Origin of the sequence: Neobacillus niacini, assembly GCF_023715785.1 — a bacterium.
Taxonomy (GTDB): Bacteria; Bacillota; Bacilli; order Bacillales; family Cytobacillaceae; genus Neobacillus; species Neobacillus niacini_E.
Genome location: NZ_JAMBOX010000002.1, coordinates 184,106 through 198,366, shown reverse-complemented (window position 1 = coordinate 198,366; position 14,261 = coordinate 184,106). Strand labels below are relative to the sequence as shown.

The 14,261-nt window shown below is 43.1% G+C and carries 11 protein-coding genes and 1 pseudogene; 1 reads left to right on the top strand and 11 read right to left on the bottom strand.

The features are described from left to right. Positions 1-11 precede the first annotated feature (11 nt). The 7 genes from M3234_RS05540 to M3234_RS05510 form a co-directional block, all read right to left on the bottom strand. Entirely contained in the window at positions 12-662 is a 651-nt protein-coding gene (locus tag M3234_RS05540; RefSeq protein WP_066308815.1) for a response regulator transcription factor, read from the bottom strand. Next, complete coding sequence (locus M3234_RS05535) at positions 662-2,089, bottom strand: PAS domain-containing sensor histidine kinase (RefSeq protein ID WP_262303748.1); 1,428 nt, start codon at positions 2,087-2,089, stop codon at positions 662-664. Before M3234_RS05535 ends, M3234_RS05540 begins: the two co-directional genes overlap by 1 nt. Before the next feature lie 175 nt (positions 2,090-2,264). Then, complete coding sequence (locus M3234_RS05530; protein ID WP_262303747.1) at positions 2,265-3,188, bottom strand: hypothetical protein; 924 nt, start codon at positions 3,186-3,188, stop codon at positions 2,265-2,267. 27 nt (positions 3,189-3,215) lie between these two features. Next, positions 3,216-5,594, bottom strand: a complete 2,379-nt coding sequence (locus M3234_RS05525) for a heavy metal translocating P-type ATPase (protein WP_285858277.1) — start codon at positions 5,592-5,594, stop codon at positions 3,216-3,218. 43 nt (positions 5,595-5,637) lie between these two features. Then, positions 5,638-5,847, bottom strand: coding sequence for a copper ion binding protein (locus M3234_RS05520; RefSeq protein ID WP_262303746.1), 210 nt, complete (start codon positions 5,845-5,847; stop codon positions 5,638-5,640). Positions 5,848-6,011: 164 nt separating this feature from the next. After that, on the bottom strand, positions 6,012-7,505 hold the full coding sequence (locus tag M3234_RS05515; protein ID WP_262303745.1) for a PAS domain-containing sensor histidine kinase: 1,494 nt from the start codon (positions 7,503-7,505) through the stop codon (positions 6,012-6,014). A 138-nt stretch (positions 7,506-7,643) separates the two neighbouring features. Further along, positions 7,644-8,300, bottom strand: a complete 657-nt coding sequence (locus tag M3234_RS05510; RefSeq protein ID WP_262303744.1) for a DJ-1/PfpI family protein — start codon at positions 8,298-8,300, stop codon at positions 7,644-7,646. A gap of 175 nt (positions 8,301-8,475) precedes the next feature. On the opposite strand from M3234_RS05510, the gene M3234_RS29205 reads away from it, so the two are divergent. Next, a complete protein-coding gene (locus tag M3234_RS29205; protein WP_285858276.1) occupies positions 8,476-8,601 on the top strand; it encodes a hypothetical protein in 126 nt (41 codons plus the stop codon). 99 nt (positions 8,602-8,700) lie between these two features. Here the strand turns inward: M3234_RS29205 and M3234_RS05505 are convergent, their stop codons facing one another. From M3234_RS05505 to M3234_RS05490, 4 genes and pseudogenes are all read right to left on the bottom strand, one after another. After that, positions 8,701-9,564, bottom strand: a complete 864-nt coding sequence (locus M3234_RS05505) for a DegV family protein (protein WP_262303743.1) — start codon at positions 9,562-9,564, stop codon at positions 8,701-8,703. Positions 9,565-9,818: 254 nt separating this feature from the next. Continuing rightward, on the bottom strand, positions 9,819-11,813 hold the full coding sequence (locus M3234_RS05500; protein WP_262303742.1) for an acetoacetate--CoA ligase: 1,995 nt from the start codon (positions 11,811-11,813) through the stop codon (positions 9,819-9,821). Between the two features lie 205 nt (positions 11,814-12,018). Next, positions 12,019-13,809, bottom strand: a complete 1,791-nt coding sequence (locus tag M3234_RS05495) for an ABC transporter ATP-binding protein (protein WP_262303741.1) — start codon at positions 13,807-13,809, stop codon at positions 12,019-12,021. Positions 13,810-13,976: 167 nt separating this feature from the next. Then, positions 13,977-14,171: pseudogene (locus M3234_RS05490) on the bottom strand (NAD(P)-binding protein); the annotation flags it as partial. Positions 14,172-14,261 lie beyond the last annotated feature (90 nt).

Below are 14,261 nucleotides of genomic sequence, written 5' to 3'. Positions count from 1 at the left end.
TTGTAGATATTTCACTTTAATTCTTCCTCTGGGATCAATCCTAGCTGTTTCGCCTTGGCAATGGTATCAACTCGTGTGCGTACGCCAAATTTTTGGTAAAGCGTGGTTAAATTATATTCCAATGACCGCTGGCTCATGGCCAACGTTGCGGCCATTTCGCGAGTGCTTTTTCCTTTGGACAGTTCTGACAGGATTTGTTCTTCGGTCGTCGATAATGCGATTTTTTGGGTTGGGCTGGAACTGTCGGCAATTATGCCAGGCCTCCTAAGTTCCCTTACCAGCGAAAGCGGCAGTACGACCTGACGCTTCAAGGCACAGCGAATCCCGGTAACCAAATCATCCCTTGAGGAGGTCTTTGAGAGAAAGCCCGCAACCCCCGCTTCAACGAGTAAATTAAAGTGAGGCTTTATGTCAAACCCGGTGTAAATTAAAATAATCAGATCCGGATTATAGGCCAATGCCTGCTTAGCCAACTCCAGACCATTTAGGTGTGGCATGTATAAATCAAACAACAAGACATCATAATGATTCAATTTGATGATGTTCATCGCATTCAATGAACTGCTTTCCACAGTAATATTAAAATCAGGCTCTTGCTCCAACAGCATTTTAGTCCCTTCAATAATCGACAAGTGGTCATCAACAATTAATATATTTACCATTACGCTAAACTCCTTTCCAAAGTGATCGGAATCTCCAATGTCGCGATTAATCCGCCTTCGCACACAGTGTGGAGATCCATTTTTCCTCCAAGACTCTTCGCTCTTTGTTTGATTGTTGTTAGTTTTATATATTCTGAGCTGTCTGCATCCAATTCAGTTCCATCATCACGGTACATCATTTTCAAAAATTCATTTTCATGATAGAAATCAAAACTAACTTGGTCTGCCCGAGAATATTCTTCGGCATGGTGAAGCAAATCTTGAACGATCCGGTAAATTCCGATGGTTTGCTCGTCGCTTAAACCGATTCTTGAAAGGTCTTGGGATGAAAAAATAATACGATAGGTGGACGAAATCTGGATATGTTCAAATAAATTTTCCAGCGACCGTTCCAGTCCCAATTCCCTTAACAATGGCGGCCGCAAATTATTGCACGTTGCCCGTATTTCATGAATGATATCCAGCATCCCTTGTTCAATCTCGGTCAGCCTGGTTTTGGCCGTTTTTTCAAAGTCATGGCGATTTAGCAAAGCTTCCAATCTTCGGTATAAGTCAATCTGATCCTGCAAGACCGTATCATGGAGGTCGCTCGATAACGTTAACCGTTGCTGTTCTTGGAGGTTAAATATCATCCGCAGAACCCATTGCGGCGTTTCATGATTCTTCGTTGCAGTTTCCAGCTGCTCGATTAAATTCTCAATCATATTTAAATTCTCCAACACCATCATTGCATAAAAAGCTAATGTTTCCAGCCAGATGGACTCCATTTTCTCACGAATGGCCTCGGCGCGAATGGATAGGATCAACGGGACTTGCTTGTGGTCGCCGATTTTAATAAATACCTTTTCGCCAACAATCTCTATTTTTCCTGTTGATAGTACCATATTTTCCGGATATGTTTTCAAAACGATAGGGTTGGAGTTTGGTAAAATCGTTCCCACTTCCCTGGTCAGTCTTGCTTCGAGGTCCGGATGTTTCATCACGTATGAAAGGTCATGGGAGAAGTTCTTCAGACTTTTTTGCAAGACTTCATGACGATTCTTGTGATACGCCAGGTCCATTTCCATCAGCTTGCGCTCGGTAATGTCCCTTATCGATACAACCTGCAGATAATTCTCCGTGTCTGGCAGCGGAGTGGTTTTACATTCACAGTAGCGAATTTCCCCGTTCTTCTTTACAATCCGATATTCAGAAGTATTACTTTGCTTTGATTCCAGCAGATTTTTATGCCGCTTCTCTAAATATTCCCGATCCTCCGGATGAAGCATGAAAAAAGTGTCTCTATTATGAATTTCTTCAGGACTATAACCACTGAATTCATAGACATTTGGGGTTATATAGACAATGTGTCGATTTCGATCCACAATCATGAGCATATCGCGTGTGTGATCCGCAATTATAGGGAAAAATTGCTGACTGCCGTTCATAAAAAACACCACCTAGATTTCTTACTTTCTACTATTAGTTTAACGGAATCGTATCCTCCACAAACCGCAAAAATCTTGCGTGATGGGCGACTTTTTTGTGAAGGTCAGCTTGGTTTTATTCGTTATTAGAAAAGGGAGAGCACCTCGCGCTCTCCCCCACATCTCACACGATTCTTTATTCCGTCACTTCAATTACAAACGGGAAGGCTCGGACCTTGCCATTGTGCTGGAATTCCGCCCAGATCTTATAAATCCCCGGCTTATCAAATGTCGTTTCAAAAATCGTATCCGTTTCATTAGAAGGATGTACGTGAAGGAACTTCTTGCCATATTCATCCAGAATCACCACATGGCCCATTGCCCCCAAATATGGAGTCAGGTTTGTTCTATCTAAGTCAAAGGAAAGTTTGACCGTTTCCCCTGCCTTAAAGGAATTAAAGTTCATCGTCACTGTTTCCCCATCGACCGTTTTGGTAAAAGTGGTGTCAGGCACCAATGTATGGCCATGGCCATCCATTTTCGGAGTCCCAACCACGAACGGAATCGGCTCTACTTCATATGCATAGGATGTTGGCTTAATGTCGATAAATGCTTTATAGTACCCAGCGGGAAGCGGATTTCCAATTGTGAACTCACCTTTCCCCGTTCGTTCCGGGTGGACATGATAGTACTTCTGGAGCTGTTCATCGACCATGATGAGATGTAGGATCTTTTCATGGTTGACCTCTAAATTATCAATCGGATTCCCAGCCTTATCCTTTAAAATGATTTTGATGTTGTTTTCGTCATTATACACAAATGCATTGACTTGGCTACCATCGCTATGTGAAGAATCCCCTCCATGGCCGTGACTACCCTTCTCCTCGTGACTGCCCGCTTCTGTGATTTTTCCGTTGTGCGCTTCTTCCATATCATCCATCGAGTTCATGCTATCCATCGAATCCTTATTTTTCTTATTCTTCGAATCTTTCATCTCTCCCATATCTTGCATACCCGCCTGCGCCGTGTCCTTTTCATCAGCAAACCATTTGTCATATGCCTGAAAACCGACGATCACAATCGTTACATAAAGCATACCTGCTAGTGCCCATTTTCTCATTTCAATTACTCCTTACTTTTTAATAATTTACTTAAAAAAAACATCTACTAACCTCTGTAATTTCGCTTCCTCTACCAAATTGTTATAGATAAAATATCCGCCAAACAGAATCACTAGTGACAACAACGCCGGAAGGAGCCAACGTTTCGGGTTTAGTGCGGCTTTTTCGGTTCCAACATGAACATGTTGAAGGCGGAGTGCATTTAAGACGACCGAGACCGAACTAAAAGCCATGGCAGCTCCCGCGAGCCACGGGGCCAGAAAACCAAAAGCGGCAACCGGAATTCCAAGCGTATTGTAGGCAAATGCCCAGAATAAATTTTGCTTTATGTTTTGCATCGTTTTCTTGCTCATTTGGATGGCATCGGCAATACTCGTTAAATCTCCGCGCATTAGGGTAATATCAGCCGCCTCAAGCGCCACATCCGTTCCGGTTCCAACTGCCATGCCAATATCGGCAACCGCCAACGCCGGTGCATCATTTATGCCATCCCCCACCATAGCAACGATTTTTCCTTGTTCTTGGAGCTTTTTGACTTGTTCTGCTTTTCCTTCTGGCAGGACCTCCGCCAGTACGTGCTTAATCCCCGCCTGATTGGCAATCGCTAGGGCCGCCTGTTTATTGTCACCTGTGATCATAATGACTTCCAAGCCCATTTCTTTCAGGCATTGGACTGCTTTTTTGGACGAAGCTTTTATTGTATCCGCCACTGCCACAATACCGGCATATTCTCCTTCAATCGCAGCTAACATTGCTGTTTTTCCGGTACGCTCCAGACTCTCCATGCTAGCCTCGGCTTTTTCAAAGGACACACCATGCTGCACCAAAAGCCTTCGAGTTCCAATTAAGACTTTCTTTCCTTCAACCATTGCTTTTACACCATACCCTGGTATGGATTCAAAGTCTGTGCACTCCTTTAAGGAAATCCCTTTTTCCTGTACTCCTTGAACAATCGCCTGAGCCAATGGGTGTTCAGACTGCTTCTCAGCCGCAGTAATAAGTGCCAAAAATTCCTGTTCGCTCACGTTTCCATCAATGACGATGTCGGTTAAAACAGGATCCCCATTTGTAATTGTTCCAGTTTTATCCAATACAATTGTGGTCAGTCGACTGGTTCTTTCGAGAAGTTCCCCGCCTTTAAAGAGGATGCCAAATTCAGCAGCTCGGCCCGATCCCGCCATGATTGAAGTGGGGGTCGCCAGTCCCAATGAACACGGACAGGCAATGACGAGAACGGCAATTAATTTTTCCAGTGCTCCGGAAAAGTCTCCCGGGGTTACCCAGAAATACCAAAACAAGAATGTTAAGATTGCAATACCCACGACAATCGGGGCGAAAATTCCAGAAATTTTGTCCGCCAATCGTTGAATTGGCGCCTTTGAGCCCTGAGCGGCTTCGACAATTTTGATTATCTGGGCCAGCGCCGTATCCGTACCCACTTTGGTGGCCCGTGCCTTGATAAAACCATTTTTATTCATCGTGGCGCCGATGACCGTGTCGCCGGTCGACTTATCCACCGGAACACTTTCGCCGGTTAACATCGATTCATCCAATGCGGTTCTTCCCTCGATTATCTCCCCATCCACAGGCACTTTTTCACCTGGTTTAATTAACAAAATATCGCCAACAACCACTTCTTCAAGCGGAACCTCTAGTTCCTGGCCATTCCGTTCGATTACAGCCAATTTTGATTGCAATCCCATCAGTTTTTTGATTGCTTCCGAGGTTTTGCCCTTGGCACTTGCTTCAAAAATCTTTCCTAAAATAATCAGCGTAATTAATATAGCACTCGTTTCAAAATAAACCTCCAGCATCATCGCGCCCGTTCCATAGGAATCGTACAAAACATATAAACTATAGAAGAAGGCAGCGGAAGTTCCCAGCGCCACAAGGACATCCATATTCGCGCTTCCGCTCCTAATTGCTTTATAGGCACCCTTATAAAACTGAAGCCCGATGAGTAATTGTACAGGTGCAGCCAAGACTAGCTGCACCCAAGGATTCATAAAGAAGGCCTGGATTCCAAGGGTGTCAGGCACCTTGGCCATATCAGCCAACATTACAAGAGCCATCGGGAAGGATAGAAGCATTGCGAATAGAAACTTGCCCTTTTGCTGCTGCAGCTCTAGCTCGCGCGGGTCAGCTTTTTCTTGGCTTGCCGCCTCTTTTTGTTCTGCCCCATATCCAAGTTGTTCGACCTTTTTAAAAAGGTCCTGAACCTGCACCATGGAAGAATGGTACTCCACTGTTGCCGTTTCCATCGCCAGATTCACAACAGCCTTGGCTACCCCATCCATTTTGTTTAAGCCTTTTTCAATTCTTGCCGAGCAAGCGGCACAGGTCATGCCGGTGATCAGGAATTCCGCTTTTTCCGTAATTTGCAGATTTTCGTCTTTTATACTCATGGTTACTTTCCTTTCTTATGCATATTCAGAAAGGCTTCCGAGCCTAATGGCAAACAACATAACCTTTACTTTCAATCCGGTCTTTTATCTGGTTTAGGGCCACTTGATCCGCGTTAAACGTAACCGTCACATTGGCTTCCTTTAAATTTACTTTTACCTCCTTCACTCCTGTCAGTTTTCCAACACTACTTTTAATAGCCATCACACAATGCATGCAAGACATACCATTAACAGCTAAAGTTACCTGAACCATCTCTCATCTCTCCTTGTGCTTTTCAATTTATTTGCATTTTCATTGTATAAAAACGGCCTTACTTCCAAACCGCATTGTTTCTGACTACTCCCGCAGGATTTTGTAGAGTTCCCGCAAGAATTATTTCGGACAAAAAAAATAAACCACAAACTGTGGCTTATTTTTCAAAAAGGATTGACCTTTGAACTGATTGGTATTTGTAAGCTAACCTCGAGTCCTTTTCCAGGCTCCGATTGAAATTCAATCGAACCGTTCAGGCTGCGAATTCTTTCGCGCATTCCGGAAAGCCCCATGCTTGAAAAGGACGGCGTTAATTTATCGGAGGCAAACCCCTTGCCGTCATCGGAATAGCACAGATGTATGTGCTCATCCCGTCTTTCAATATGAAAATGGAGATTGGCAGCCTGCGAGTGTTTGGCGGCGTTGTTTAGGAGCTCTTGAACTACTCGATAAATGCCAAGGGTTTCTTCTTCATTCAATTCCAAACCCGCCGTATTCCCTGTGGTAAAGCCGATTTTGAAGGTAGACGAAACCTGAGTGTAATCAAATAAATTCTCTAGCGCGCTAATCAGGCCCGCTTCTCTTAACAGCGGCGGACGCAGCTCATTACAGGTCATTCGGATTTGATGAATCGTGTCCAACAGTCCCTGAACAATTTCTCTCAGCTGCTGATCCACTTCGCTGTCAAACCGATACTCCTTTATAATACTTTCTAAATTCCGAAATAACGCCATTTGATCCTGCAGAACTGTATCATGCAAATCACTGGATAATTCCATTCTTTGTTTTTCCGATAAATTAAACATTAGCCGTAAGATCCACTGGGGCTTCTCGCTTTTTTGCAGGGCTGTTTCCAATTGGTCCATGAGGCTTTCAATCACTAATAAACTTTCAAAAACCATTATGGTGTAATAAACCAATGTCTCAAGCCAAATGGTATCCATTGATTCTTTCATCGCAGAGGCTTTTATTGTAAGAATATACGCCCATTCCTTGCGATCGCCTATTAGAATATAAATCTGGTCATTTTCTTCTTGCAGCTTGCCTACATTTAACCCCGAAAAATCGGAGGGCTGTTTTGCATGGTACTCCCCTTGGGTGGATTGTTGTTCCCGATTATAGATGATGATTTGCGGTTTGGCATCAGGAATGATAATATTTAGCTCATTTAGCAGTCTGATCTTAAGTTCAGACAACTTCATGACCTTAGATAAGTCTTGCGAATAGTTTTTTAAACTATTTTGCAGTTCTTGATACCTGTCCTTTCGGCGCTCTAGCTCTGACTCCATCCTTTTCCTCGTTGTAATATCTCTGATAGCGACGACAATAAGATGATCAGGATGATTTTGAACCGGCATGACCCGCGATTCGAAATATTTTAACTCACCGTTCTTATGGAACACCCGATACTCATCCACTCTGGGTTCACCTGTGGCAATCGCTTCCCTATGCGAGGCCATCAGCCGATCTCGGTCTTCTGGAAAAAGGGGGTCAAAGGCATTTTCCCCAATGAATTCTTCAGGATGGTAGCCCAAGATAGATTCCATGGAAGGCGTCGCAAACCTGACGATTTGTTGTTGATCAACTATTAAAAGGATATCCTGTGTATGCTTCGATATCGTTTCAAACTCCCAGTTACTCTGGCTTAATTTCTCCAATCTCCCACCGCCTATGGATAATATTACCTATAAATCCCATTTTACATGATGAGTGGAAAACTGAATAGAGAAAAGTTTCATTCGTTTTATAAAAAGAAAGGATGCCGCTCTTGGCATCCTTTCTCGCTGGTCCATCTATTAATTATGTTCCTTTATTCTCCATTCATATGGATATTCTTCTGTCGCTGCAGTTCTGGCCGCTGCCTTTTCTCCCATTAATTTTGAAACGAGATACAACGACATGTCGATGCCTGCCGATACCCCGGCAGAGGTAAGAAGATCACCCTGATCTACATAACGAACGTTTGATACTACGGTCGTATTTGGATACATGGCTTTCAAATACTCCAATGCCAAGAAATGAGTCGTAGCTTTTTTTCCATTAAGAAGTCCTGCCTCCGCCAACAGGATCGAACCGGAGCAAACAGAGGCTACCATACCGCCAGCGTTATAAAAATTTGAAATCCAGTTAATAAGTTCCTTATTTTCGATGCATTTCTTTATCGCATATAAGGGACCGCCCGGAACAATTAAAATATCAAATTCGTAATCCCGCGACTGGAAACCAAAATCAGGTTGAATTTTGAGGCCATTATGCGAGGAAATTAACTCTCCCGTTTGGGAAATCGTGTTTACGATAAATGGCTTTTCTTCATTTGATAAACCTTTGGTTAATAGCGGCGCTATTTTGTCGTCTTCATAGACCGTAAGTGAAAACACTTCAAACGGCCCTGCATAATCCAGCACATCGACATCTTCAAATAATAAAATTCCTACCTTCCATTGTTGATTCATTTTCATCTCTCCTCTAATTTATTTGAACACTTCTATCTTATCTTGGGGGAATGCACTGCCTCCCGCTAATTTCGCGTCAATCCACGCAAAATTCATGCGGGTCGCCGCAAAGTCATTTGTAAGAAGGGGCAACGGGGTTTTAAATCCGCTATTTATCAGCGGAATGGTGCTAAACATGAGCCTCGTAGGGTTATTGAAAGAGCAGTTCCCACTTGGGATGCTGTACGTGATGGCGTCTAGTTTGTTCATCATCGGAGCCATTGCCATGCTGCCAATGCAGAGAATGAAGCAAGGCAAATAGGTGAAAAATGCATTAGTGCAGCATCATTAATATTTTTTCAGAAACTCAAAAGTGCCAGGACCATCTGATTTGGATGGTACTGGCACTTTTTTACCTGATTCACTTTTCTATAAAAAACATTGAAATGGCACCTAAACCAACATGAGTTCCAACCGATACTCCCATTTGCATGATATGGATCTCTCCCGAAAAGTCAGTATCCAATTGGATTTTCGCTTTAAGATTTTCGGCAACTTTACGGTCGGATGTATAACCAATTATGATAAAGTTCGTCATTTCCTTATCATTTCTTTTGATAAATTCTTGAGTGTAATGCTTAAGTACTCTTTTCAATCCTCTTTCCTTTCCAACTATGGCCCCTTTTCCATCTTTCATGGTCATAACTGGCTTCAGCAATAGGAGTTTCCCTATTATGGCACTCGTATTAGTGAGCCTGCCACTCTTTATTAAATGGTCTAAATCATCTACGGATAGGAAATGTTTTACCTTTTTCTTATAATTTTCATTAAACGCAATAATTTCTTCGAAAGAAGCACCCTGTCCCCTCTTAATCGCACTTTTCATGATTAGCCATCCACTTCCATGGCTCATACATTTTGAATCTACCACATGTATTTTTACAATTGATTCCGGGTTTTCCTCAAAAAAATAATCCTTGGCTAGTACAGCTGATTGATACGCACCACTAGTCCCACTGGACATGCATATACATAGTATTTCTTGATTACCAGCCTCCACAGCCTGTTTTATTATTTTTAGATATTCGGCTGGGCTTGGCATACCTGTCGTCGGAAACTCAGGTAATGTTTCTAGTATTCCATAGAATTCATCTGGTTGTATATCTACTCTGTCTCGATAGGTTTTCCCCTTTATGTTTATTGTAAGAGGTGCCAAGCTGATATTGTACCTTTGTAATACTTCATCAGATAAATCACATGTTGAATCCGCTATAATTTTAATCATCCTATCCTCCAAGGCACTATATATATCATTTTCTATTAATATTCATGAACCAAACAAAAAAGCATGATTCCATCGTACATGGAATCACGCCTTATTACTATCTAATTTCATTTTTATTTATGGATGTTTAATGAACATTGCCAGACACTAGTCAGAGAAATTACGAGTCTATTGACAAAGAGCGGTCGGTGACCACAGGCAATTGAAGTTAAACGCTGAAAAACCACCCACTAATGTGAGCGGACTTCTTTCGCTTATCCTTGCGTTCCATTCATATTTTTCTCAAACTCTACGAAATATTGAATAGTGTCCGGATTGGCCAATGAACCGATGTTGACGGCTTTTTCAACCGGGGTGCCCATCAGTATTTTTTTAATCGGCACCTCAAGCTTCTTTCCATTCAGCGTTTTCGGCAATTCCTCGACAGGGAAAATTTCATTCGGGACATGCCTTGGTGAACAGTTCTGGCGGATTACTTGATTGATTCTGGATTTTACATCCTCCGTAAGTGCTGCTCCTTCCCTCATCACTACAAATAGCGGCATATACGATTGTTCGCTGCTAATCGGAATATCCACTACCAAACTATCGATGACCTCCGGCACGCTCTCAAGTGCGCTATAGATCTCACTTGTACCCATGCGCACCCCGCCACGGTTAATGGTTGCATCGGAACGCCCGTAAATAATTGCGCTCCCTTTTGAAGTAATTTTAATAAAATCGCCATGGCGCCAAATGCCTGGATAAACATCAAAATAGCTGTCATGATAGCGCTCACCGTTTTCATCATTCCAAAAATAAATCGGCATCGATGGCATAGGTTTGGTTATCACTAATTCGCCAATTTCATCAACCAATTCATGTCCTTGGTCATCAAAGGCTTTCACAGAGGCCCCGAGCGCGCGGGACTGAAGTTCCCCTGAATGAACCGGCAATAACGGCGAGCCACCGACAAAGGCGGTACAGAGGTCGGTTCCGCCGCTAGTTGACACTAGCCATAAGTCTTCCTTCACCTCTTTATACACCCATTCAAAGCCGCTGATTGGAAGCGGCGACCCGGTTGACCCGATGCTATTTAATTGTGACAAATCAAACTGCACCTTCGGCTTTACTCCAGCTTTCATGCAGGCAGTAATAAAGCTAGCTGATGTGCCGAAAACGGTCATTTTAGTCGATTCGGCAAACTTCCATAATGTATCATAATTCGGATACCCGGGGTTTCCGTCATAAAGCAAAATGGTGGCGCCCGTCAATAATGTGCTGACAACAACGTTCCACATCATCCAGCCTGTAGTGGTAAACCAGAAAAGCCGATCCTCGGGCTTCACATTCTTCTGCAAGCCAATCATTTTCAATTGCTCCAGCAAGATGCCGCCTTGGCTTTGTACGATGGCTTTCGGCTTTCCGGTTGTTCCGGAAGAATAAAGAATCCAGAGCGGATGGTCAAATGGCACTGGCGTAAAGGTTAAGACTGCACCCTGGTTCTTTTCAATGGCCTCGCCCCATAAGACAGCATCCTTCAACTCTTCCAAAAGTGGCTGCTCCTGAAGGTAAGGGATGATGACTGTCTGGGTTAAAGTCGGCAATTCCGCTTGAATTTTCTTTACCAACTCGATGCGGTCAAAGTCCTTCCCGCCATAGCGGTAGCCGTCGACTGCAAACAACACCTTTGGCTCAATTTGCTTGAAGCGGTCAATCACACTCATGATCCCAAATTCCGGCGCGCAGCTAGACCATACTGCCCCAATGCTGGCACAAGCTAAAAAGGCAGTAATTGTTTCATGGATGTTGGAAGCATAGGCCACGACACGGTCACCTGGCTGAACTCCTAATGACTTCAAATATGCGGCGATGGCTGCCGTCTCTTTTTTCAGTTTGGACCATGTGATTTCACCAAGTGCCCTGTTTTCAGATTGGTAGATAATCGCTGCTTTTTCCGGAACTTCATTGCGAAAAATATGCTCGGCATAGTTCAATGTAGACCCGGGAAACCACTTGGCCCCCGGCATTTTCTTTTCTGCCAATACTTGATCAAAAGGCGTTTTCGCCTGGATCTCATAGAAATGCCAAATCGCGGACCAGAACCCCTCGATGTCGGCGACTGACCAATTCCATAATTGGTCATATGTTTGGAAACGTAACCCCCTTGTTTCCTCGAGCCAAGCCATAAATTTTTTCATATTGGACTCATCTTGAAATTGATTCGATGGTTCCCACAAAAGCTTCCCTTCGATTTTTTCAATTGTCATTCCCATTCCCCCAATGTTGGTATTAGCTATTAAAGAATTACAAAATCCTATGAATTTTGTAATTTCTTATGTCGCATAAATTCTTCTACGCCTCATGAACCGTCCTAACGGACTCGCCAATCGGCGAGTTTTCATTTATGCAGGTCCCCTATTACCATATACGAGTTGGGAATGTTGATTTCCTTCCGAATTTTTAAAATTTTTGCTAAACATTGGCTAGTTGGCCGATTTTCCTAGTTGATAATTTTTCTTCTGACGTTTTATTTTGTTTCATGTAGAGGTCCTTATAATACCCATTTAACGCAATCAGGCCATCATGATTACCACTTTCTATGATTTCTCCGTTTTTAACGACGAAAATTGTATCGGCATGTAAAATCGTAGACAGCCTGTGCGCTATCATGACAATCGTTTTATCGTGAGCAAGCTGATTAATGGAGTTCTGCACCAGCTTTTCGCTCTCATTGTCAAGTGCACTAGTCGCTTCGTCGAGGATCATGATCGATGGATTCTTTAAAAAGACACGAGCGAGTGAAATCCGCTGTTTCTGTCCCCCGGAAAGTTTAACCCCCCGCTCTCCGATTTCGGTATCATACCCCTGGGGCAGCATCGAAATAAACTGGTGGGCATAGGCCTTTTTGGCCGCCGTCACGATTTCTTCGTCCGTTGCATCAAGCTTCCCCATTTTTAGGTTATCTCTAATCGAAGTGCTATATAAAAAGTTGTCTTGGGTGACAATTCCCATGTGGGCTCTAAGGCTGGCAAGGGAGTAGTTTTTGATATTGATATGATCGATTGAAACTTCACCTCTAGTTGCATCGTACATTCTCAGCAATAACTGGAGGATCGTACTCTTTCCACCCCCGCTCTCCCCAACGAAAGCGTATGTTTTCCCTTTTTCCAGCGTTAACGATACATGCTGTAGTGTGTTCTTTTTGCCATCATAGGAAAAAGAAACATCCTCGAAATGAATGGAATTTGTAAACTCCTTTAGTTCTACCGGGTTTTCTATTTCTTTAATCGTTGAAGGTGTATGGAAGAAGGAAAAGATTCTGTTTAGGGCGACACTTCCTTCAGTGATAGCCGGATAAGCATTTACAAGCGCAGCAACTGGACTTCTCATTTTATCTACGTAGGCAAAAAAGGCAATTAAACTGCCGACACTCAAGCTGCCGTCGATGACGAATAGGCTGGCGACGATGGCGACAATAAACGGCGTCATGTCGCTGAGTACATTCACAAGTGACAGCATGACCGCATTAATTTTCGCATGGCTGTCTGTCAAACTGTCAAACTTGGTTAAGTGCTGCTCGAGTTCCTCTTTGTCACGCTGTTCTGCTGCGAACAATTTTGATAGGAATGCCCCCTGGATTTTTTCAAAAATAAACCCGCTCATGACCGAACGATATTTCATCATGCTGCCGGTGGATCGCTTGAACTTTTTTGATAGAAAATGAGCCAGTATAAATTGAAAACCAACGAGGAATACAGAAAGGATTGCCAGTTTGATATTAAGGGTTACCATCACCACAATCACAAACAAGAGAACAATCATTTCAATCCAAATATTTCCGAATACAGCTGTGAGGAATCCTTTTACTCGCTCAATATCATCGAAGAACCGTGTGCCGATCTCGCCGCTTTTGTTATCGACAAAATACTTAGCATCCAAAGAATGCACTTTTTTAAAGGCATCTCTGCGCAGCTGTTTAATGATATTGTTATTGGCCTTATGGATACAGAATTGTCGCACGTATTCCATCGGGGTGCGAATGAATAGAAAAATGACAATCATACCGATGGCGATGTACAGTATTTGCTGCAGCATTTGGCCGCGGGTTAATGAATCGTTCTGCAGCAGTTGATCGAAAATGTATTTTAATATTAATGGCACAAACAACGGGATCAGGAAACGAAACAGACTTCCGACGAAGCCAATCAAGTAGAAGCTGCGAACTTGTTTGACATAGGGTAAAAACAACTTTAAATCTTTCATATTGGGAAACTCCCTTCACACGATTCTATTTGTTCTCATTTTACGGCGGTTCCGACTCCTTCCAACCGCATACTTTTCGAACACAGCCGCAGTGTTTTTGAGTTATCCCGCAAGATTTTGTGGGGGTGCATAAAAAAAGACTTCCCGTTATGGAAGCCTGTGAATTAATTCGAATATGAGCGGGGGGTAAACAACACTAGAGAGTCGTACCTTTTCCGCCAAACATCACCAGTTCTTTCTTGGTTATCTAGAATGACAAACTTTAAGGAAGTTTGTTTAAGGAAGTAGCCCATTGCCAAACCGGCCTGGCCGCCGCCAATCACTACCACGTCATATACCACATTATTTCCCCCTTTATGCATCTAGGTTATCATCAATAGGTAGTTTCTTCCAAAGGGAAAAGCTTCTCTACCTTTTTACTTTGATGAATAATTTGGTTTTACGTGACCGTT

Bases quoted from the DNA above. Each gene is read 5' to 3' on its own strand.
- M3234_RS05530 (WP_262303747.1), bottom strand. From the start codon at position 3,188: ATGAGAAAATGGGCACTAGCAGGTATGCTTTATGTAACGATTGTGATC.
- M3234_RS05500 (WP_262303742.1), bottom strand. From the start codon at position 11,813: ATGACAATTGAAAAAATCGAAGGGAAGCTTTTGTGGGAACCATCGAAT.
- M3234_RS05540 (WP_066308815.1), bottom strand. From the start codon at position 662: ATGGTAAATATATTAATTGTTGATGACCACTTGTCGATTATTGAAGGG.
- M3234_RS05520 (WP_262303746.1), bottom strand. From the start codon at position 5,847: ATGGTTCAGGTAACTTTAGCTGTTAATGGTATGTCTTGCATGCATTGT.
- M3234_RS05505 (WP_262303743.1), bottom strand. From the start codon at position 9,564: ATGATTAAAATTATAGCGGATTCAACATGTGATTTATCTGATGAAGTA.
- M3234_RS05495 (WP_262303741.1), bottom strand. From the start codon at position 13,809: ATGAAAGATTTAAAGTTGTTTTTACCCTATGTCAAACAAGTTCGCAGC.
- M3234_RS29205 (WP_285858276.1), top strand. From the start codon at position 8,476: ATGAGCCTCGTAGGGTTATTGAAAGAGCAGTTCCCACTTGGGATGCTG.
- M3234_RS05525 (WP_285858277.1), bottom strand. From the start codon at position 5,594: ATGAGTATAAAAGACGAAAATCTGCAAATTACGGAAAAAGCGGAATTC.
- M3234_RS05510 (WP_262303744.1), bottom strand. From the start codon at position 8,300: ATGAATCAACAATGGAAGGTAGGAATTTTATTATTTGAAGATGTCGAT.
- M3234_RS05535 (WP_262303748.1), bottom strand. From the start codon at position 2,089: ATGAACGGCAGTCAGCAATTTTTCCCTATAATTGCGGATCACACACGC.